This is a genomic window from Pigmentiphaga kullae (assembly GCF_004216695.1).
Classification (GTDB): Bacteria; Pseudomonadota; Gammaproteobacteria; order Burkholderiales; family Burkholderiaceae_B; genus Pigmentiphaga; species Pigmentiphaga kullae.
Genome location: NZ_SGXC01000003.1, coordinates 835,257 through 853,454 on the forward strand (window position 1 = coordinate 835,257; position 18,198 = coordinate 853,454).

Annotated in this window: 17 protein-coding genes; 11 read left to right on the plus strand and 6 right to left on the minus strand. The window is 67.7% G+C overall.

What is annotated here, in order from left to right; genetic code table 11:
- Position 1: 1 nt before the first annotated feature.
- The 6 genes from EV675_RS26750 to EV675_RS26775 form a co-directional block, all read right to left on the minus strand.
- Positions 2-322: a flagellar protein FliT gene (locus EV675_RS26750; RefSeq protein ID WP_165404789.1), complete on the minus strand. Its 321-nt coding sequence runs from the start codon at positions 320-322 to the stop codon at positions 2-4.
- Between the two features lie 23 nt (positions 323-345).
- Complete coding sequence (gene fliS, locus EV675_RS26755) at positions 346-753, minus strand: flagellar export chaperone FliS (RefSeq protein WP_165404790.1); 408 nt, start codon at positions 751-753, stop codon at positions 346-348.
- A gap of 133 nt (positions 754-886) precedes the next feature.
- Positions 887-2,347 carry a flagellar filament capping protein FliD gene (gene fliD, locus EV675_RS26760; protein ID WP_130361632.1) on the minus strand — a complete coding sequence of 487 codons (1,461 nt, stop codon included), beginning with the start codon at positions 2,345-2,347 and terminating at the stop codon, positions 887-889.
- 33 nt (positions 2,348-2,380) lie between these two features.
- The gene (locus EV675_RS26765) at positions 2,381-2,743 is read right to left on the minus strand and encodes a flagellar protein FlaG (protein ID WP_130361634.1); all 363 of its coding nucleotides are present in this window, start codon (positions 2,741-2,743) and stop codon (positions 2,381-2,383) included.
- A 238-nt stretch (positions 2,744-2,981) separates the two neighbouring features.
- Positions 2,982-4,397: a flagellin N-terminal helical domain-containing protein gene (locus EV675_RS26770; protein WP_130361636.1), complete on the minus strand. Its 1,416-nt coding sequence runs from the start codon at positions 4,395-4,397 to the stop codon at positions 2,982-2,984.
- A gap of 257 nt (positions 4,398-4,654) precedes the next feature.
- Entirely contained in the window at positions 4,655-5,815 is a 1,161-nt protein-coding gene (locus tag EV675_RS26775; protein ID WP_130361638.1) for a sensor histidine kinase, read from the minus strand.
- A 286-nt stretch (positions 5,816-6,101) separates the two neighbouring features.
- Here EV675_RS26775 and flhD point away from each other — a divergent pair, with 286 nt between their 5' ends.
- From flhD to flhF, 11 genes are all read left to right on the plus strand, one after another.
- Complete coding sequence (flhD, locus tag EV675_RS26780; protein WP_130361961.1) at positions 6,102-6,416, plus strand: flagellar transcriptional regulator FlhD; 315 nt, start codon at positions 6,102-6,104, stop codon at positions 6,414-6,416.
- A 36-nt stretch (positions 6,417-6,452) separates the two neighbouring features.
- Positions 6,453-7,010 (plus strand): flagellar transcriptional regulator FlhC, encoded by a 558-nt coding sequence (gene flhC, locus EV675_RS26785; RefSeq protein WP_130361640.1) that lies wholly within the window; start codon positions 6,453-6,455, stop codon positions 7,008-7,010.
- A 253-nt stretch (positions 7,011-7,263) separates the two neighbouring features.
- Positions 7,264-8,124, plus strand: coding sequence for a flagellar motor stator protein MotA (gene motA / locus EV675_RS26790; protein ID WP_130361642.1), 861 nt, complete (start codon positions 7,264-7,266; stop codon positions 8,122-8,124).
- A 23-nt stretch (positions 8,125-8,147) separates the two neighbouring features.
- Entirely contained in the window at positions 8,148-9,056 is a 909-nt protein-coding gene (motB, locus tag EV675_RS26795; RefSeq protein ID WP_130361644.1) for a flagellar motor protein MotB, read from the plus strand.
- Between the two features lie 39 nt (positions 9,057-9,095).
- A complete protein-coding gene (locus tag EV675_RS26800) occupies positions 9,096-10,058 on the plus strand; it encodes a chemotaxis protein (protein WP_130361645.1) in 963 nt (320 codons plus the stop codon).
- Positions 10,048-10,443 (plus strand): chemotaxis response regulator CheY, encoded by a 396-nt coding sequence (gene cheY, locus EV675_RS26805; RefSeq protein WP_087841488.1) that lies wholly within the window; start codon positions 10,048-10,050, stop codon positions 10,441-10,443. Before EV675_RS26800 ends, cheY begins: the two co-directional genes overlap by 11 nt.
- Entirely contained in the window at positions 10,444-11,196 is a 753-nt protein-coding gene (locus tag EV675_RS26810) for a protein phosphatase CheZ (protein WP_130361647.1), read from the plus strand.
- Positions 11,197-11,208: 12 nt separating this feature from the next.
- Positions 11,209-13,035 carry a chemotaxis protein CheA gene (locus EV675_RS26815; protein ID WP_130361649.1) on the plus strand — a complete coding sequence of 609 codons (1,827 nt, stop codon included), beginning with the start codon at positions 11,209-11,211 and terminating at the stop codon, positions 13,033-13,035.
- Positions 13,036-13,227: 192 nt separating this feature from the next.
- Positions 13,228-14,397 (plus strand): flagellar biosynthesis protein FlhB, encoded by a 1,170-nt coding sequence (flhB, locus tag EV675_RS26820; protein ID WP_130361651.1) that lies wholly within the window; start codon positions 13,228-13,230, stop codon positions 14,395-14,397.
- A complete protein-coding gene (gene flhA, locus EV675_RS26825) occupies positions 14,394-16,481 on the plus strand; it encodes a flagellar biosynthesis protein FlhA (protein WP_130361653.1) in 2,088 nt (695 codons plus the stop codon). The genes flhB and flhA overlap by 4 nt, the downstream gene beginning before the upstream one ends.
- Positions 16,482-16,518: 37 nt before the next feature.
- Complete coding sequence (gene flhF, locus EV675_RS26830; protein ID WP_130361655.1) at positions 16,519-18,153, plus strand: flagellar biosynthesis GTPase FlhF; 1,635 nt, start codon at positions 16,519-16,521, stop codon at positions 18,151-18,153.
- Positions 18,154-18,198 lie beyond the last annotated feature (45 nt).

Sequence of the window (18,198 nt, forward strand, 5' to 3'; positions counted from 1 at the left end):
TTCAGCGGTACATCTGCGCGCCGAAGGCGTGACGCCGGGGCCGCAGTATCTGTTCCAGCTCCCGCATCCACGGTTCGGCAATGTTGCGCGTGGCGGCGTCGTTGGCAAGGATTTCGCGTATCAGTTGCATGCAGGTTTCGCGCTCGGCAGGCGGGCAGGTCTCGATGGGGCGGCGGCGCAATTGTCCCACGAGCTCGGCGCAGGCCGATTCGCTGGCCGTGACGGCATCCCAGTCGCCCCGTTGCGCCGCGGCCAGCATCGTGCGGCTGATCTCGGCCAACTGTCCATAGAGCGCGGGCAACAGCGCCGGGTCGGGCGCCATGCCGGTATCCTCGCCCGCCATCATCAGGCGGCAACCTGGCTGTCGGCCTGGATCGACGCCCAGGCTTCGCGCAGCCCATCGAGCAGGCGAACGCTTTCCATGATGGGGGCGGGATCGTTGTCGATGCCGGCCTGCATCGTGCGCCGCAGCATGTAGTCGTACAAGGCGTTCAGCTGATTGGCCAGGTCGCCGCCAGCCTTGTGGTCCAGGCTGGCGCGCAGTCCTTCATCGAGGATGCGCGTGGCGCGGCTGAGCGCCCGGGTCTTGCCCAGGGGGTCGTTGGCTTCGATGCAGCCGATGGCTTTGCGCAGCGATTCCAGCGCGCCGTCGTACAGCATCAGGATCAGCGCATGCGGACTGGAGCTGGACACCCCGGTCTCCACCCCGACGCTGACATAGGCCCTGGCCCCGAAATTTCCGAATCCCGACACGTGCGACTCCTGAACGCGTAGCGGCTTGCCGCGTGCACGGCAGCCCTGACGGATTTAACGGCCTGGCGCGATGGACCTAAAGCGGGAATTGGCGCGGCAAAACCGCGGAGTTCCCCCTTGCGCGCCGGTCGCGTTACTTGTTGAGGTTCTTCAGCGCCTCGATCTGCTGGGTCAGGAAGCTGCCGGTGTTGTTGAGCTGGGTCAGCATCGAATCGAGCGCCGTGAACTGCCGGCGATAGCGCGCCTCGATCTCTTCCAGGCGATTGCTCATCTGGGTCTGCTGGGTCTCCAGCGTCTTGATCGTGCTCTTGAGGCCGTCGGTGCGGCTGTCGATCACGCCCTTGCTGTCGGTATAGGGCGATAGTTGGGCGGTGAAGCGCTCGACCAGGCTTTGCGAGCCTTCGCCGAAAGGCTGGGGCGTGAACAGCCTGGATACGGCGCCCGGATCGGCGGCCATGGCCTTGTTGAACTTGTCGGTGTCCAGCGTCAGTGCGCCGTCCTGGTCGAAGCCCACGCCCAGGGAGGCCAGCGTCGTATAAGGGCCGGTGGCGCCCTGCATGGGCGAGAAGACCTCATTGCGCATGCGCGCGGTCAGGTCGCGCACCAGGCCATCGCCCGCCAGCGGCCCGGTGGCGCCGGCCTTGCCCCGGGTGTCGCTGGGCGCGTTGGCCGACAGCGCCGAGGCCACGTTCAGGAAGGCGTTGTACGCGGTGACCAGCGATTGCAGTGCCGCCGCGCCGCCGCTGGGCGACGGGTTGGTGGCGATGGTCGTGGTGCCGGATTTCTGCAGCGTGATCGTGACGCCGTCGAGCACCGAGGTAACGGTATTGGTGGCGCTGGTGACTTCCATGCCGTCCAGTTTGAACTGCGCGTCGGCGCCGGCCTGCAGCCGGCTCATGCCGGTGGGCGAACCGCCGCTGGAATAGGACGGAGCGGTGGCCGGGTCATAGTCGAAGAAGTCCAGCGAGCGGGTGCCGCCGGTACCCGAATCCGCGCTGGTGACCTGAAAGGCGTTGGCCGCGCCGGTGGTGGTGGACGTGAGCACCAGCCGCGACCCCGTGCCGTCGGTGACCAGCGAGGCCGTGACGCCCATTTCCGCCTTGTTGATGGCGTCCCGCAGCCCGGACATCGTGTTGTTGCTGGCGTCGATGACGACGGACTTGGCTTCGGCCTCGCCGGCAACGAAGCTGCCGTTCTCGACCTTGCCCAGCGTGAAGGTCAGGGTGCCGGTGTTCAATTGCGCATCGCTGGCCAGCGCGCCGCTGACGGCTTTCTCGGCCTGGGCCAGCGAGGTGACGTCGAGCTTGTGGCTGATCTTGCCGGCCTTGTTGTCGGCCGTGATGAAGGCGACCGACGAGTCCGACGAGCTGCCGACCAGGCCGGTGAATTTTTCCGGCGTCAGGCCCGCGGCGGCCGTCAGCAGCGAAGACAGCGAGCTCTTGAGCTGGCCCAGGGCCGAGATCTTGGTCTGGGCCGAGGTGGCCTGGGCCTGCAGCTTGGTGAGCGGCACCTTCTCGGCCGCCATCAGGTTGGTCAGCAGGGTGGACAGTTCGAGGCCGGAGCCCACGCCAAGGGCGGATCCTACGCTAGCCATGGAGTATTCCTGGTATCGGGTTGGCGGGCGGGTTCAGGCCTTGCGGCTGAACAGGGCGCCCTTGATCTGGTCCAGCGAGCGGCTGAGCGCCAGCGCTTCCTCGGACGGGATCTGCCGGATCACGTCCTGGGTGTCGCCGTCGACCACCTTGACCACGACCTTGCCGCTGTCGTCATCGATGCTGAACGTCAGGTTGTGGGCCGCCAGCGGGACGAAGCGGTTGAATGCGTCGACCGCGGCCCGCAGCTCCCCGACGTCAGGCACCTGGGCCGTCGCCGGCAACGACGGATCGAGCAGGTTGGTCGAGCCAGCGGGCGCGATGGGCCGGGCGGCCGACGCGGCGGCGGCCGGCAGGCTGCGCAGGTCGGCGGCGGTGTCGATGGCGTTGATGCTCATGAAGGTTCCGTGGCGGTAGGGGTGGGGCAATACGTGGATTAACGGGCCAGGGAGGGGAAACTTGAGCAGGAAGGCCTGGCAAAAAATGCCCCCACGCTTGCCGCTACGCGGCGGCGCTGCCCCCAAGGGGGTGCTTTTTTGCCTTGGGGCGGCCCGGCGGCAAAAAAAGTCCCCACCCCGGCGCAAGGCGGGGTGGGGACGATGCGCCGGAGGGGATCCGGCGGAAATGCCGCAATGCTTAGCCGCGGAGCAGCGTCAGCACGTTGTTGGGCAGCGAGTTGGCTTGCGCCAGCATCGCGGTGCCGGCCTGCTGCAGGATCTGGCCGCGGGTGAGCGCGGCGGTTTCCGAGGCGAAGTCGGCGTCCTGGATGCGGCTGCGCGACGAGGACAGGTTCTCCGAGGTGGTTTCCAGGCTGGAGACGACCGAGGTGAAGCGGTTCTGGATCGCACCCAGCGAGGCGCGCGCGTCGCTGACGGTGGACAGGGCGGCGTCCAGGGCGGACAGGGCGTTGGAGGCGCCGGCGACGGTCGAGATGTCGATGGCGTTCAGCGCGGTGCCCGTCTGGGTGATGGTGCCGGTCAGGGCGAAGGCGCCGGTGCTGCTGATCGAGCCGGTCACGCCCGTGGGGGCCTTGTACGAGACGTTCAGCGAAGCGCCCGTGGTGCCGGCGGCGTCCAGGCCGAAGTCGGCCAGCGTGGAGCCGACGGCGGTGCCCAGCGTCAGGGCGCCGATCGTGATGTTGCGGCCGTCGGCGGCTTCGAGCTTCAGGCCCGAGCCGGTGTCGACGGCGCGCACGCCGGTGGTGGCCGATTGCGCGTTGATCGCGGTCAGGGCGTTTTCGCGGTTGGTCGCGGCGTTGGTGGTGGCGGTCAGGTTGATCGTCAGGCCGTTCAGCGTGAAGCTGGCGGTGCCGGCGGTCGTGGTCGTGACGGTCGACGTGCCGACGGCTTCCGTGGCGTTCGCGGTGACGTTCAGGCCGGCGATGCCCTGGGTGTTCAGCGCGTTGGCGATGGCCTTGGCGTCGTTGGCGATGCTGCCCAGGTCGAACGTGCCGGCCGAGCCGAAGGTGACGGTCTGCGCCGCGGCGGTGTCGCTGGCGGTGCCGATCGACAGGTCGGTCGCGTTGAAGCCGTTGTACTGGCCCAGCGTCGAGGCCCTGGCGTCGGCGATGTTGCTGATGGTGATGGTCTGGCCGGCATTGGCGCCGACCTGGAACTTCTGGGCGGCGAACGAGCCGTCCAGCAGCTTGGTGCCGTTGAAGTCGGTGTCGCGGGCGACGCGGTCGATTTCGGCGGTCAGCTCGGCCACTTCCTTCTGCAGCGAGGCGCGGTCATCGGCCGAGTTGGTCGAGTTGGACGACTGCACGGCCAGCGTGCGGATGCGCTGCAGGTTGGTGCCGATCTGGCTCAGCGCGCCTTCGGCGGTCTGCGCCAGCGAGATGCCGTCGTTGGCGTTGCGCACGGCCTGGTTCAGGCCGTTGATCTGCGTGCTCATGCGCTCGGAAATGGCCAGGCCGGCGGCGTCGTCCTTGGCGCTGTTGATGCGCAGGCCGGTCGACAGGCGCTGCAGGGCGGTGTTGACGGCGCTCTGCGAGCTGTTCAGGTTGCGCTGCGCGTTCAGCGAAGCGATGTTGGTGTTGATGACTTGTGCCATGACTGATCTCCGTGAGGGTGAGTCATATGGTGTTTCAGGAGGGGCCCTGGGGGCCCGACGATGCATCCGCGGCTGGAGGTCCTTCCGCAATTGCGCCAGGGCCATCGCAGGCTGCATGCAGTGCCGGCGTGGCCGCGTTGAGGCAATTAACGGGGCGGGGGTTTGAAAACTTTAGGAAGGGAAGGCGGCGGGATGGAAAAAAATACCGCTAAAGTTTCGCCGCGTCGGTCCGATTCTGGGTGCCGCCGGGGCGGGCTTCAGGCCGGCGTTTCCAGCGTGAAGTAGAAGGTCGCGCCTTGTCCGGGCGCGCTTTCGGCCCAGATCTGTCCGCCGTGGCGATTGATGATGCGGCGGACGGTGGCCAGGCCGATGCCCGTGCCGGGAAAGTCGCTGGCGCGATGGAAGCGCTGGAAGGCGCCGAACATGCGTTCGGCGTTCTGCGCATCGAAGCCGGCGCCGTTGTCGCGCACGAAATAGATGGTGCTGCTGCCGCGCAGCAGGCTGCCGAACCGGATGTGCGCCTCGGCGCGTCCGCCGGTGAATTTCCAGGCGTTGCCCAGCAGATTGTCCAGCACGATGCGCATCAGTCCGGCATCGCATTCGGCCAGGGCCGAGGCGGGAAGTTCTTCCTCGACCTGGCGGTCGGGCTGGCTGCGGCGCAGGTTGGCCAGGACCTCGCGCGCGAGGGCGGCCAGGTCCACCTTGGCCTTGAGCAGGCTGCTCTGGTTGATGCGGGCGAGCTGCAGCAGGTCGCCGATCAGGTCCTCCATGCGCTGCGCGTTGTCCACGATGTGCCGCAGGTGCTTGGAGTCGGCCTCGTCCGCCTGGCCGGCCAGCCCGCGTTCGAGCAGCCCGGCGAAGCCCGCGATCTGCCGCAGCGGCGCGCGCAGGTCGTGGGAGACGGAGTACGAGAAGGCTTCCAGTTCCTCGTTGATCACGCTCAGCAGGTGGGTGCGCTGGGCCACCCGCTTTTCGAGTTCGTTCTGGATGCGGCGCGCCGCCTCCTGCTGTTCCATGTGCTGCGTGATGTCCTGGGCGTAGCCGGAGACGGCGACCGATTCGCCCTCGTCGTTGCACAGGCAGCTCATCTGGATCTCGAACCAGCGCGGCTCGCCGTTTACCGTCCAGATCTGCTCGAAGCGCTTGCGTGCGCGGGACTCGAGCAATTGCCGGTGGCGCAGCGCGTGGACGCGCGCGATCGAGGCGGGCATGAGTTCTTCCATTGCCTTGCCCAGGCAGTCCGCCGCCCGGGGGATGCCGAGCATGTCGGCGTAGGCCTGGGAGACGTACCGGTACCGGCCGTCCCGATCCACGACCCAGGTGGCGACGGGGAGCGATTCCAGCGCGGCCTCCAGCAGGGCATGGTCGTTTTCGGCCAGACTCGTTGCCTGATGGATTGGTGGAATCGCATTTCGCATTTGCGTGATTAAATGAAACAAGTGATACAGAATTTGTAAGAAAAATTCTTACACGCGGAGTTTACCTAAGCAGACGCGAAATCCAGCGGGCTTCCGATGCCATTTTGGTAACAAGTGTCCAATAATTTACATATTGAATTGGTCCCTGCGCCAGAAAAAAAGACTGGCTCGGGGTGCGCTGTTTTTACATCCCGGCTGCGGGATTACCCTGAAAGGAATCGCGATGACTCAAGTTTGCGACGTGGTCGATGTGGATGTGTCGGCTCCCCAGGCCGAATCTTCCCCCATGTCCCGGCTGGGCGAAGAGATCCGCGATGCCAACCTGACCTACCTGATGCTGGCCCAGCAGATGCTGCGCGTCGACCGCAGCGAGGCGCTCTACCGCCTGGGCATCACCAGCGAGGTGGCCGACATCCTTTCGTCGCTGACCACGGCCCAGTTGCTGAAGATCGCCGGCTCGAGCATGCTGCTCGCCCGCTTCCGCTTCGACGATTCGCTGGTCTGGAACCTGCTGTCCTCGCCCAAGCGCGACGATGTTTCCCCCCGTATCCATGCCGCCATCCTGATGGCCGGACGCACCGCCGCGATGGCCGCCTCCTGAGCCGCGCCATGGCCTGCAGCAGTATCCGGGGGCGACATGGTCCGCGCTAAGAGCGTCCTGTCCGAGGCGCGCCAGATCGAGATCGCTTCCGAATTGATCCGCCTCGATGCCCGGCTTCAGGTGCTCGAGGCGGAGGTGCAGCTGTCGCGCGAGCGCCTGTTGCGCCTGTATCGCGAGATCCGTGGGAAGTCGCCGCCCAAGGGCATGCTGCCGTTCTCCACCGACTGGTTCATGACCTGGCAGCCCAATATCCATGCCTCGCTGTTCATGAACATCCACCGCCATCAGGTGGGCCTGGACGACGCGACGGCGGTCGAGGCGCTGATCCGCGCCTACCGCCTGTACCGGGAACAGATCGGACAGCTGGGCCTGCCCGAGGTCCTGTCGATCACGCGGGCCTGGCGCCTGACGCGGTTCTTCGACGCCGGCATGCTGGGCATGACGGCCTGCACCAGTTGCGGCGGCGAATTCGTCACCCATACCTTCGAGCTGGCCCACCAGTACGTTTGCGGGCTTTGCCACATGCCGTCCCGCGCCGGCAAGACCCGGCGCACGGCCAACGCGGCGGAAGTCGCCAAGGCGGCGCCCCGCTGATGCCAGTCGCGAGAGCTTCCGCTCTCAAGTTTTGTTTTTGCCGGTCGAAAACCCGTTCATGGCTTCGCGCAATGTGCCAACGAAGCCCGATTGCCCCACGCACGTCGTTCCCCAGGCTCCTGGCCCGGCAAGGCCCCCGATGTTCCGCATCGAGGCCCTTTGCCCAGACCCAGGATGCGGTGGATCCGGCTCCGCCGGTCCACCCGCATCGCCCCCTGGGGGGCGCGCGAAGCGCGTAGGGGGGGACATCTACATGCTTGTCATCATCGGCTACATCATCGTTGGGGCGTCCGTGCTGGGTGGCTATGCCATGCATGGCGGCTCGCTGGGTGCGCTGTTCCAGCCGTTCGAGCTGATCATCATCGCCGGCGCGGCCTTCGGCGCGTTCGTGTGCGGCAACTCCAGCAAGGTGGTGCGGGCGACGCTGCGGGCGCTGCCGACCACGCTGCACGGTTCGCGCTTCACGAAGCAGCGCTACCTCGACCTGCTGGCGCTGCTGTACGAAATCCTGAACCGCGTGCGGCGCGAGGGCCTGATGTCCATCGAAGCCGACGTCGAGGAACCGCACAACAGCCCGCTGTTCCAGAAATACCCCGCGCTGGTGGCCGACGAACACCTGGTCGAGTTCGTGACCGACTACCTGCGGCTGATGGTCAGCGGCAACCTGAATCCGCTGGAGCTGGAAGCCCTGATGGACCAGGAAATCGATACCCATCACCAGGAGGCCAGCGTGCCGGCGCACGCCATCCAGCGCATCGCCGACGGGCTGCCGGCCTTCGGTATCGTCGCCGCGGTCATGGGCGTGGTCAACGTGATGGGGTCGGTGGGCGAGCCGCCGGCCGTGCTGGGCGCCAAGATCGGGGCGGCGCTGGTCGGCACCTTCGTCGGCATCCTGCTTGCCTACGGCATCGTCGGGCCCCTGGCCTCGGTGCTGGAGCAGAAGGTAAGCGAAAGCAGCAAGCAGCTCGAATGCATCAAGGTCGCCCTGCTGGCGAGCCTGAACGGCTATGCGCCCGCGCTGGCCGTGGAGTTCGGCCGCAAGGTGCTGTTCTCGACCGAGCGTCCCACGTTCGGCGAGCTGGAAGACACGGTGCGGGGCAAGTCCGCCGCGTGACGGCACGGTAGGGAGTCGCGATCATGGCAGGCAAGGACGGCGCAGCGCCGATCATCATCAGGCGGTCCCGCAAACGGGCCGGCAAGCCCCATGGCGCCGGCATGTGGAAGATCGCCTATGCCGACTTCGTCACTGCCATGATGGCTTTCTTCCTGCTGATGTGGCTGCTGACGACATCGGCCCAGGCGGACCTGGAAGGCATTTCCGAATACTTCCGCACGCCGCTGCGCGTGGCGGTGACGTCGGGCAGCGTGGCGGGCGATCCGGTCAGCGTGCTGACGGGCGGCCAGCACGTGAGCCCCCGCATCACGCCCCAGCGCCGCGCCAGCGACGAGGAGCAGGAAGCCCGTGAGCGCCGCAAGCTCGAAGGCCTGAAATCCGAACTCGAGAGCCTGATCTTCACGCAGCCCACGCTGACGCAGTTCAAGGACCAGATCCTGCTGGACTTCACCGACGAAGGGCTGCGGATCCAGATCGTGGACGAGAAGAACCGGCCCATGTTCGATACCGGCAAGACCGCGCTGAAGGACTACAGCCGCGTCATCCTGGACGAGCTGGTCGGCGTGTTGAACGGGGTCGAGAACAAGATTTCGATTTCCGGCCACACGGATTCGGCGCCCTATGCCGGCGGCAATGGCGGCTACAGCAACTGGGAGCTGTCCGCCGACCGCGCCAATGCCGCGCGGCGCGAGATGATCAGCGCCGGCATGCAGGAGGGCAAGGCGCTGCGCGTGGTGGGGCTGTCGGATTCCGTGCCGTTGAACCGCGCCGACGTGAAGGCGGCCGAGAACCGGCGCATCAGCATCGTGGTGCTGAACAAGCGCAGCGAGGAATTTCTCAAGAAAGGCGGCGTTTATGTCGATGTACCTGCCATTCCCGGCAGCTTGAACGACAGGACGCCGCTGCGGGTGTCCGCTCTCGAATCGCAATGATCACTGGGCCGGCTTGGACCGGCCGGTATGGAGGATGCTATGGGTGCCGGTGACAATCGGTTGATGGAAATGGTGGACGAGAAGGCCCGGCTGGCCGGTTCCAACAAGATGGAGCTGCTGCTGTTCTCGCTGGGCGGCAGCGAGGTTTTCGGCATCAACGTGTTCAAGGTGCGCGAGGTCTGCGAGACGATTCCGATCACCCGGACGCCGAACGTGCCGCGCGGGGTGGAGGGCATCATTTCGCTGCGCGGCGCGATCCTGCCCGTCATCGACCTGGCCACCACCATCAACATGCAGATCGACGCGCCCCGCACCAAGCTGCTGATCACCGAATTCTCCAGCCATACGCAGGCCTTCCTGGTGGCCGACGTGGACCGCATCGTGCGCATCGACTGGGACAAGGTCAAGTCGCCGCAGTCCATGCCCTCGAACAACACCTCGTTCATGACGGCGCTGACCGAACTGGCCGACGGCAAGCTGGTGTCCATCCTGGACGTCGAGCAGATCCTGGCCTCGGTCATCGGCGAGGACAAGATCCCGTCCGAGATCCAGCAGGTCGACGCCGACATCAAGGCGAACGTGTTCTTCGCCGACGATTCCTCGCTGGCGCGCAAGAAGATCACGGAAGTGCTGGACCGCATGGGGCTGCCGCACCAGCACGCCACCAACGGCGCGGATGCCTGGGACAAGCTCAAGGGCATCGCGGCCCGGGCCGAGGCCGAGAAGCTGCCGCTGGACCTGATGCTGGGGATGATCCTGGTCGACGCCGAGATGCCCGAGATGGACGGCTACGTGCTGACCCGCCACATCAAGTCGGATCCCCGCTTCGCGAAGATTCCCGTCGTGATGCATTCGTCGCTGTCGTCGGTGGCCAACAAGAAGCTCGGACAGCAGGTGGGCGTCGATGCCTACGTTGCAAAATTCCACCCCTCCGAACTGGCTAGTATGATCGCCGCTCAACTCACACACATCAAGGCCAGAAAGGGAGCAAATGAAGCCTGACGATTTGAAGTTCCTTATCGTCGACGATTTTTCGACGATGCGGCGCATCGTCCGCAATCTCTTGAAGGAACTCGGCTACAACAACGCCGACGAGGCCGAGGACGGCCAGATCGCATTGAGCAAGCTGCGCAGCGGCCTGTTCAATTTCGTGGTCAGCGACATCAACATGCCGAACATGAACGGCTTCGAGCTGCTGCGCGAGATCCGCGCCGACGACCAGCTCAAGAAGCTGCCCGTTCTGCTGGTGACCGCCGAGGCCAAGAAGGAAGACATCGTGCTGGCGGCCCAGATCGGGGCGAACGGCTACATCGTCAAGCCCTTCACCAAGGCCACGCTGGAAGAGAAGCTGACCAAGATCGTGCAGAAAATGAGCGGGAGCACGTAAATGGCCCATACCGGCGATACCGAAGACCTCGAAGCGTTGTTCGACCAGATTTCGTCCGAAACCCTGGCCCGGCTCGATGCCGAACCGGCGGCCGACGCGGCCCCGGCCGTGCAGGCCACCGAGAGCGGGGTCGGGGCGGCGTCCGAGCAGTCGCCGGAGTTCTACCAGCGGGTCGGCATGCTGACCCGGCAACTGCACGACGCCCTGCGCGAGCTGGGCTACCACCAGAAGGTGGAGCAGGCCGTCCATTCTCTGCCCGACACGCGCCAGCGCCTGGACTACATCGCCCGGCTGACCGGCCAGGCCGCCGAGCGCGCCCTGTCCAACGTCGAGAAGGGGCAGGAGATCCAGGATGGCGTGGAGCGCGAAAGCGTGCGCCTGAGCGGGCAGTGGCGCGAACTGTACGAGCGCCGGCTGAGCGTCGACGACTTCAAGCAGGTGGCGGCCGACACCAGCGCGTTCCTGGACCGCACGCAGGAAGACGCGCGCGCCACCCAGGCGCTGCTGACCGACATCATGATGGCCCAGGATTTCCATGACCTGACCGGCCAGGTCATCCAGAAAGTGCTCAAGCTCGCCCAGGACTTCGAGGACGAACTGGTCAAGCTGCTGATCGAGAGCACGCCGCCGGACAAGCGCAATGCCGCGCAGAGCGAATGGATGAACGGTCCCGTCATCGATGCCTCCAGCCGCGACGACGTGGTGGCCAACCAGGCGCAGGTCGACGATCTGCTGGAAAGCCTGGGCTTTTGAGCGAGTAAACGAGTGTCAGCCTTCTCCGACATGCAGGACCTGCTTGCCGACTTCCTGACCGAGGCCTCAGACCTGCTCGACGACGTCGATATCGGCCTGGTCGAACTGGAACAGCGTCCCGACGACGCCGGCCTGCTCAATCAGGTGTTCCGCGGCTTCCATACGGTCAAGGGCGGAGCCGGGTTCCTCGAGGCGACGCCGCTGGTGGAGCTGTGCCATCGGGGCGAGAACCTGCTGGACCTGCTGCGCGGCGGTTCGCTGCGCATCACGCCGGAAATCATGGACGTGATCCTGGCGGCGACCGGCGAAGTACGGCGCATGTTCTCGGAAATGGAGCGCGGCGCGATGCCCGAGGCGGCGCCCGCCGGGTTGTTGCTCGCGCTGGAGGCCGCCGCCAAGGGCGAGGCGGTCGACACCAGCGCGCTGCGGGCGGATTCCCTGCCGGCCGCCGCCGCGGCCGAGGCCTCGCACGTGCTGGCCCATGCCGCGGCGCCCGGCGCGCGGGCGGACGGCGAGCCGGACTGGCTGGGCTACTACCGCGCCGCGTTCGGCGATCCGCCCGGGATGAAGGCCGAGGCGGCGCCGGTCCAGGAAGCGGGCGCGCCCACATCGTCGCGGCCCTATCGTCCCGAGATGCTGGCCCCCGTGGGCGGCGCGCAGGCCGTGGCCAAGGACGCGACGATACGCGTGGATACGGCGCGCTTCGACCAGATCCTGAACCTGTCGGGCGAGATCGGCCTGACCAAGAACCGCCTGTCCTGCCTGCGCGACGCGCTCCTGGGCGCCAGCCGCCGGGACGACGCGGCGGCCGAGACGCTGGACGCGGTCTTCAGCCAGCTGGATACGCTGGTTTCCGACCTGCAGTCGGCCGTCATGATGGCGCGCATGCAGCCGGTCGGCCGGGTGTTCCAGAAATACTCCCGCCTGGCGCGCGACCTGGCCCGACAATTGGGCAAGGACGTGGAACTGAACATCACCGGCGGCGAGACCGAGGTCGACAAGACCATCCTGGACGAACTGAACGATCCGCTGGTGCACCTGATCCGCAACGCCGTCGATCATGGCATCGAGACCATGGTCGAGCGCCGCTCGGTCGGCAAGCCCGCGCGCGGCACGGTGCATCTGTCGGCCCGACAGACGGGCGACTCCATCGTGATCGAAGTGTCGGACGACGGCCGCGGCATGGACCCCGACGTCATCCGCCGCAAGGCCATCGAGAAGGGCGTCATCAGCGCGGAAGACGCCGCCGTGCTGGACAACGCCCATTGCCTGCAACTGATCTTCCTGCCTGGGTTCTCCACCCGCAGCGAAGTCAGCGACCTGTCGGGGCGCGGCGTCGGCATGGACGTGGTCAAGACCAACATCGAGAAGCTCAAGGGGCAGATCGACATCCAGTCCGCGCCGGGCATGGGGTCGCACATCGTGATCTCGCTGCCGCTGACCCTGGCCATCCTGCCCGTGCTGATGCTCAAGCTGGTGGACCAGCCCTACGCCATTCCGCTGTCCGTGGTGCGCGAGATCATCCCGCTGCGCCAGGAGGAAATGCACACGGTGGGCAGCAACCAGGCCCTGACCATACGCGGCGAGATACTGCCCGTCATCGACCTGGCCGTCCTGCTCGGACGCCAGCGCGAGGAACCGCCGTCGCTGGCCGTCGTCCTGGCCTACGGCGAACGCCAGCTGGTCCTGGGCGTGGACGGCTTCATCGGCCAGGACGAGGTCATGATCAAGCCGCTGGAGGGCATCCATCCCAAGGGCGTGGCCGGTGCCACCCTGTCCGGCGACGGTACGCTGGTGCTGGTCCTGGAGATGAAACAACTGCTGGAAGGGGTGTTCTGACCCCCAGGCGCCGGCAGGCCCGCCCCGGGCGGGAGTAGCGGCTCTTTCCGGTGTCTGTTTCGGGCTTTGTCCGGGCAGGCCTTCGCGATAATCCATACGCCTACATGGCTGGGGCGGCGAGCGTTCGCCTGGCCGGCGTAAGGTCGCCGGAGCGTGGATAGCGCGCCGGTGTTCGTCGATATCCGGAATACCGTGGCAGATAACCAGGAAAGCGGCCAGGAAAAAACCCTGGCGCCATCCCAGCGGCGGCTGGACCAGGCCCGCGAGGAAGGGCGCGTCGCGCGCTCGCGCGACCTGTCGGGCGCCGTGGCGACCTTCGCCTGCGTGGCGGCGCTGGCCCTGGCGGGGGCGGGCATCGCCGACCGCGCGATGACCTGGATGAAGACCGCCTTCGCCACGGCGGCGGGCACGGCCGCCACCACGCGCGACGACGCCATGCTGCTCAAGTCGCTGAACGAAGCCCTGGCCGATGCGCTGCTGGCGATCTCCCCGATCCTGGCCGCCGGCATGGCCGCGGGCATCCTGGGTTCGATCGGGCTGGGCGGGCTGGTGTTGTCGGGCAAGGCGCTGGGCCCCGATTTCAGCCGGCTGTCGCCGCTCAAGGGCTTCGGCCGCATCTTTTCCCTGGCCGGGCTGGGCGAACTGGGCAAATCCATCCTCAAGGTCCTGGTACTGGGCGGCGTCGCCGGCCTGTTGGTCTGGCACGGTACCCAGGGCTGGCTGGCGCTGGTCCTGCCGTCGCCGCCGCAGGCCCTGGCCGAACTGGGCGGGATGCTGTCCAACCATGCGTTGGTACTGGCCGGCGCGCTGTTCGTGATCGCGGCGGCCGACGTGCCGCTGCAATGGTGGAACCATCACAAGAACCTGCGCATGACCTTCGAGGAAGCCAAGCAGGAGAACAAGGAAACCGAGGGCGATCCCCATGTGAAGGGGCGCATCCGCCAGTTGCAGCGCGACCGGGCCCGCTCGCGCATGATGCAGTCGGTGCCCACGGCCGACGTGGTGGTGACCAACCCGACCCACTACGCGGTCGCGCTGAAGTACGACGACAAGCGGATGGGGGCGCCGCGCGTGGTGGCCAAGGGCACGGACGCGGTCGCCGCCCGGATCCGCGAACTGGCCGGACAGCACAAGGTGGCCGTGCTGGAGAGCCCCAGGCTGGCACGGGCCCTGTACCGCCACGCCGACATCGACCAGGAAGTCCCGGTGGCGCTGTACCGGGCCGTGGCCCAGGTGCTGGCCCACGTCTATCAACTGCGGGACTATGTGTCCGGGCCGCCGCCCGAGCTGCAGCCGGTCGAGATCCCCGCGGGCTGGGATCCGCTGGATGACGCGCCGCTGCGCCGCGGAGGCCGGGCATGAGCGGCCGCAGCCTCAAGCTGGGAGGGCTGGAGTTCAACTCGGCGCAGCTGCGCGAGCTGGGCATGCCGGCCTTCATCCTGCTCGTGCTGGGCATGATGCTGCTGCCCCTGCCGCCCCTGATGCTGGACCTGCTGTTCACCTTCAACATCGCGATCTCGCTGCTGGTGCTGATGGTGGCCACCTACACCAAGCGGCCGCTGGATTTCGCGGTCTTTCCCAGCGTGATCCTGGTCACCACGCTGCTGCGCCTGTCGCTGAACGTGGCGTCCACGCGCGTGGTGCTGCTGCACGGCCACAGCGGCCCGGACGCCGCGGGCAAGGTGATCGAGGCCTTCGGGCAGTTCCTGGTGGGCGGCAACTTCGCCGTGGGCGTGGTCGTGTTCCTGGTGCTGGTCATCATCAACTTCGTCGTGGTCACCAAGGGCGCGGGCCGCATCGCGGAGGTCTCGGCCCGCTTCACGCTGGACGCCATGCCGGGCAAGCAGATGGCGATCGACGCCGACCTGAACGCCGGGCTGATCGACGAGGCCACCGCCCGCAAGCGCCGTACCGACGTGGCGCAGGAAGCCGATTTCTACGGCGCGATGGACGGCGCCTCGAAGTTCGTGCGCGGGGACGCCATCGCCGGCATCCTGATCCTGTTCGTGAACATCATCGGCGGACTCCTGATCGGCGTGGGCCAGCACGACCTGAGCTTCGCGGAAGCCGGACGGGCCTACGTGCTGCTGTCCATCGGCGATGGCCTGGTCGCGCAGGTGCCGGCGCTGCTGGTGTCCATCGCCGCCGGCCTGATCGTCTCCCGGGTGGGCGAGGGCGAGGACATCGGCACCGAGGTGGGCAAGCAGTTGCTCGGCACGCCGCAGGCGATCGCCCTGTCGGCCGCGATCATCGGCATGCTGGGCCTGGTGCCGGGCATGCCGAACCTGGCGTTCCTGACCCTGGCGGCGGGCCTGGGCGGGTTGTCCTGGCACATGGCGCGGCTGCGCAGGCGCCAGGCCGAGACGGCGGCCGCGCCGCCCGTGGCGGACGAGCCGGCCGAGGCGCAGGAGGCCAGCTGGGACGACGTCACCCAGGTCGATACGGTGGGGCTGGAGGTCGGCTACCGGCTGATCCCGCTGGTGGACAAGACCGGCGACGGCGATCTGCTCAAACGCATCAAGGCCCTGCGCAAGAAGTTCGCCCAGGACGTCGGCTTCCTGCCGGCGGCGGTGCACATCCGCGACAACCTCGAACTGCGTCCCGGCGGCTACCGCATCACGCTCAAGGGCGTGGCGATAGGCGAGGGCGAGGTGCAGACCGGCGGTTTCCTGGCCATCAACCCTGGCCGCGTGACGCGCGAGATCCCAGGTTCGCCCACGCGGGATCCGGCGTTCGGGCTGCCGGCGCTGTGGATCGAGGCCACCGCGCGCGAGGCCGCGCAGGCGGCCGGCTATACCGTGGTGGACATCGGCACCGTCATCGCCACCCATCTCTCCCATCTCCTGCACAACCATGCCGCGGACCTGCTGGGCCGCGCCGAGCTGCAGGCGCTGTGCGACCACTTCACGCGCGGCACGCCCAAGCTGCTGGAAGACCTGGTGCCCAAGCTGATCTCGATGGCCACGCTGCAGCGGGTCCTGCAATCCCTGCTGGACGAAGGGGTGCACATCCGCGACTTCGGCACCATCGTCGAGACGTTGTCCGAGCACGCCGTCCATACCCAGGACCCCGTCGAGCTGGTGGGGGCCGTGCGGGTCGCGCTGGGGCGCGCCATCACCCAGGGCATCTTCGGGGCCAACGGCGAAGTCGACGTGCTGGCGCTGGATCCCGAGCTGGAACGCATACTCCAGACCATCAGCTCCAAGGCGGGCGAGATCGGCGCCATCGAACCCGGCCTGGCCGAGCGCCTGCTGAGCGAAGCCGCCGCCGCGGTCGAAAAGATGGATGCCGTGGGCAAGCCCGCCGCGCTGCTCGTGCCCGACCGCCTGCGCTTGGCGCTGGCGCGCTTCTTCCGCCGTTCCGTGCCGCGCCTGAAGGTGCTGGCGCATTCCGAGATTCCCGAGTCCCGCCTGATCCGCGTCGCGTTGACGCTGGGAGGGCGTTGAGCATGTCCATTCCTTCTAGCCTCCAGGTGCCCGCCTCATGAAGTTCCGCAAATTCATCGCTGCCTCCACGCGGGATTGCCTGCGCATGATGCGCGAGGCGCTGGGTGCCGATGCCATGATCGTGTCGACCCGGCGCACCACGGCCGGGGTCGAGGTGGTCGGCATCCGCGCGCAGGACATGCCCGCGGCCGACGAGGTCGTGGGCGAAGTGGCCCATGCGGCCGTCGCCTCCCCGCCGTCCGCCGACGTTCCGCCGGACGCGCCGGCGGTCCGGCCGGCCCTGTGGGACGACATGGAAGACGAATCCGTGCGTCTGTCGCCGGCGGCCCGCGTGCTGGCGCTGCATGACGAGACGGCCGAGCGCGCGGCGCCGGCCGCCCAGGTGCCGCCGGAAGCCGCGGCATCGGAGCCGCCGCGCGCCGAGTGGCCGCGTTTGCAGGAAGGCCAGATTTCGCATCTGGTGCGCGCGGGCGGCGACTATGCCGATCCGGCGCACGCCATGGCGGTGGCCGCCGCCGACGGCGGCGCGGACAAGCCCGTGCTGCGCCTGGGCGCAAGCCGCCCGCCTGCGGACAAGCGCGCGGCGCCGCGCGCGGGCGGGGCCGCCGAGCGTCCGGCCAAGCCCGCCGGGCCGGCAGCGCCCGCCAAGCCGACGGCCCCCCCGACGGTGACGGCCCGGCTGGACGAGCAGGACCGCGCCGAGCTGGCGAGCCGGGTGGCAGATCCCATCGTCAGCGAGATGCGTTCGATGCGCGACTGGCTGGCGCATCAGATGGACGCGATGGCCTGGCGCGACAGCACCCAGCGCCACCCGCTGCGCCGCGAACTGTGGCGGCGCATGGTCGATTGCGGTTTCACGCCGGAGCTGGCGCGCAGCGTCGCCTCGCGCCTGCCGGCCACGCAGGGGGTGGACGAGGTCGACCGGTGGCTGGCCGAGGTGCTGGTCCGCAATCTGGCCTGCGTCGAGGCCGAGGCCAGCATCGTCGCGCAAGGCGGGCGCTATGCCATCGTCGGTCCCACCGGCGTGGGCAAGACGACCACCACCGCCAAGATCGCGGCCCATTGCGTGGTCAGGTACGGCGCCGGCGCGCTGGGACTGATCTCGACCGACCAGAATCGCATCGGCGCGGTCGACCAGCTCCATACCTTCGGCCGCATCCTCGGCGTGGAGGTCTACGCCGCGAAGGGTGCGAGCGACCTCGACGTCCTGCTGGCCAGCATGTCGGACCGCAAGCTGGTGCTGATCGACACGGCGGGCGTGAGCCAGCGCGATACACAGATGGCGCGCCACCTGCAGGCCATTTCCGGCGAAGGCGTCAAGCGGTTGCTGGTGGTGCCGGGCGGTTCGCACGCCGAGCAGGCCGAGGACATCGTGAACGGCTACTCGGCCGGCGGGCTGGCGGGCATGGTGGTGTCCAAGCTGGACGAGGCCGTGCGCCTGGGCGGCGTGCTGGACGCGGCCATCCGCCATCGCGTGCCGCTGCACTACATGACCAATGGCCAGCGCGTGCCCGAGGACATCCACGTCGCCAATGCGCGGCTGCTGGTGCACCGGGCGCTGCGCGTGCGCAATGCGCCGGTGTTCGCGCTGGAGGCCGAAGAGCTCGACTGGGCGTGCGAGGCCGCGGTGCCGCCGGCGGAGCCCGCGCCGTCGCAGCCGGCGCAGGCCTGACCATGGGGCCCATGTATTTCCGCCCCGAATTTTCCCCGCGAGAGA

Excerpts from the sequence above, each read along its gene's own strand:
- fliD (WP_130361632.1), bottom strand. The coding sequence starts at position 2,347 with ATGGCTAGCGTAGGATCCGCCCTTGGCGTGGGCTCCGGCCTCGAACTG.
- flhD (WP_130361961.1), top strand. The coding sequence starts at position 6,102 with ATGTCCCGGCTGGGCGAAGAGATCCGCGATGCCAACCTGACCTACCTG.
- flhA (WP_130361653.1), top strand. The coding sequence starts at position 14,394 with ATGAGCGGCCGCAGCCTCAAGCTGGGAGGGCTGGAGTTCAACTCGGCG.
- EV675_RS26775 (WP_130361638.1), bottom strand. The coding sequence starts at position 5,815 with ATGCGAAATGCGATTCCACCAATCCATCAGGCAACGAGTCTGGCCGAA.
- motA (WP_130361642.1), top strand. The coding sequence starts at position 7,264 with ATGCTTGTCATCATCGGCTACATCATCGTTGGGGCGTCCGTGCTGGGT.
- EV675_RS26810 (WP_130361647.1), top strand. The coding sequence starts at position 10,444 with ATGGCCCATACCGGCGATACCGAAGACCTCGAAGCGTTGTTCGACCAG.
- EV675_RS26770 (WP_130361636.1), bottom strand. The coding sequence starts at position 4,397 with ATGGCACAAGTCATCAACACCAACATCGCTTCGCTGAACGCGCAGCGC.
- EV675_RS26800 (WP_130361645.1), top strand. The coding sequence starts at position 9,096 with ATGGGTGCCGGTGACAATCGGTTGATGGAAATGGTGGACGAGAAGGCC.
- flhC (WP_130361640.1), top strand. The coding sequence starts at position 6,453 with ATGGTCCGCGCTAAGAGCGTCCTGTCCGAGGCGCGCCAGATCGAGATC.
- flhF (WP_130361655.1), top strand. The coding sequence starts at position 16,519 with ATGAAGTTCCGCAAATTCATCGCTGCCTCCACGCGGGATTGCCTGCGC.
- EV675_RS26765 (WP_130361634.1), bottom strand. The coding sequence starts at position 2,743 with ATGAGCATCAACGCCATCGACACCGCCGCCGACCTGCGCAGCCTGCCG.
- motB (WP_130361644.1), top strand. The coding sequence starts at position 8,148 with ATGGCAGGCAAGGACGGCGCAGCGCCGATCATCATCAGGCGGTCCCGC.
- cheY (WP_087841488.1), top strand. The coding sequence starts at position 10,048 with ATGAAGCCTGACGATTTGAAGTTCCTTATCGTCGACGATTTTTCGACG.
- EV675_RS26750 (WP_165404789.1), bottom strand. The coding sequence starts at position 322 with ATGGCGCCCGACCCGGCGCTGTTGCCCGCGCTCTATGGACAGTTGGCC.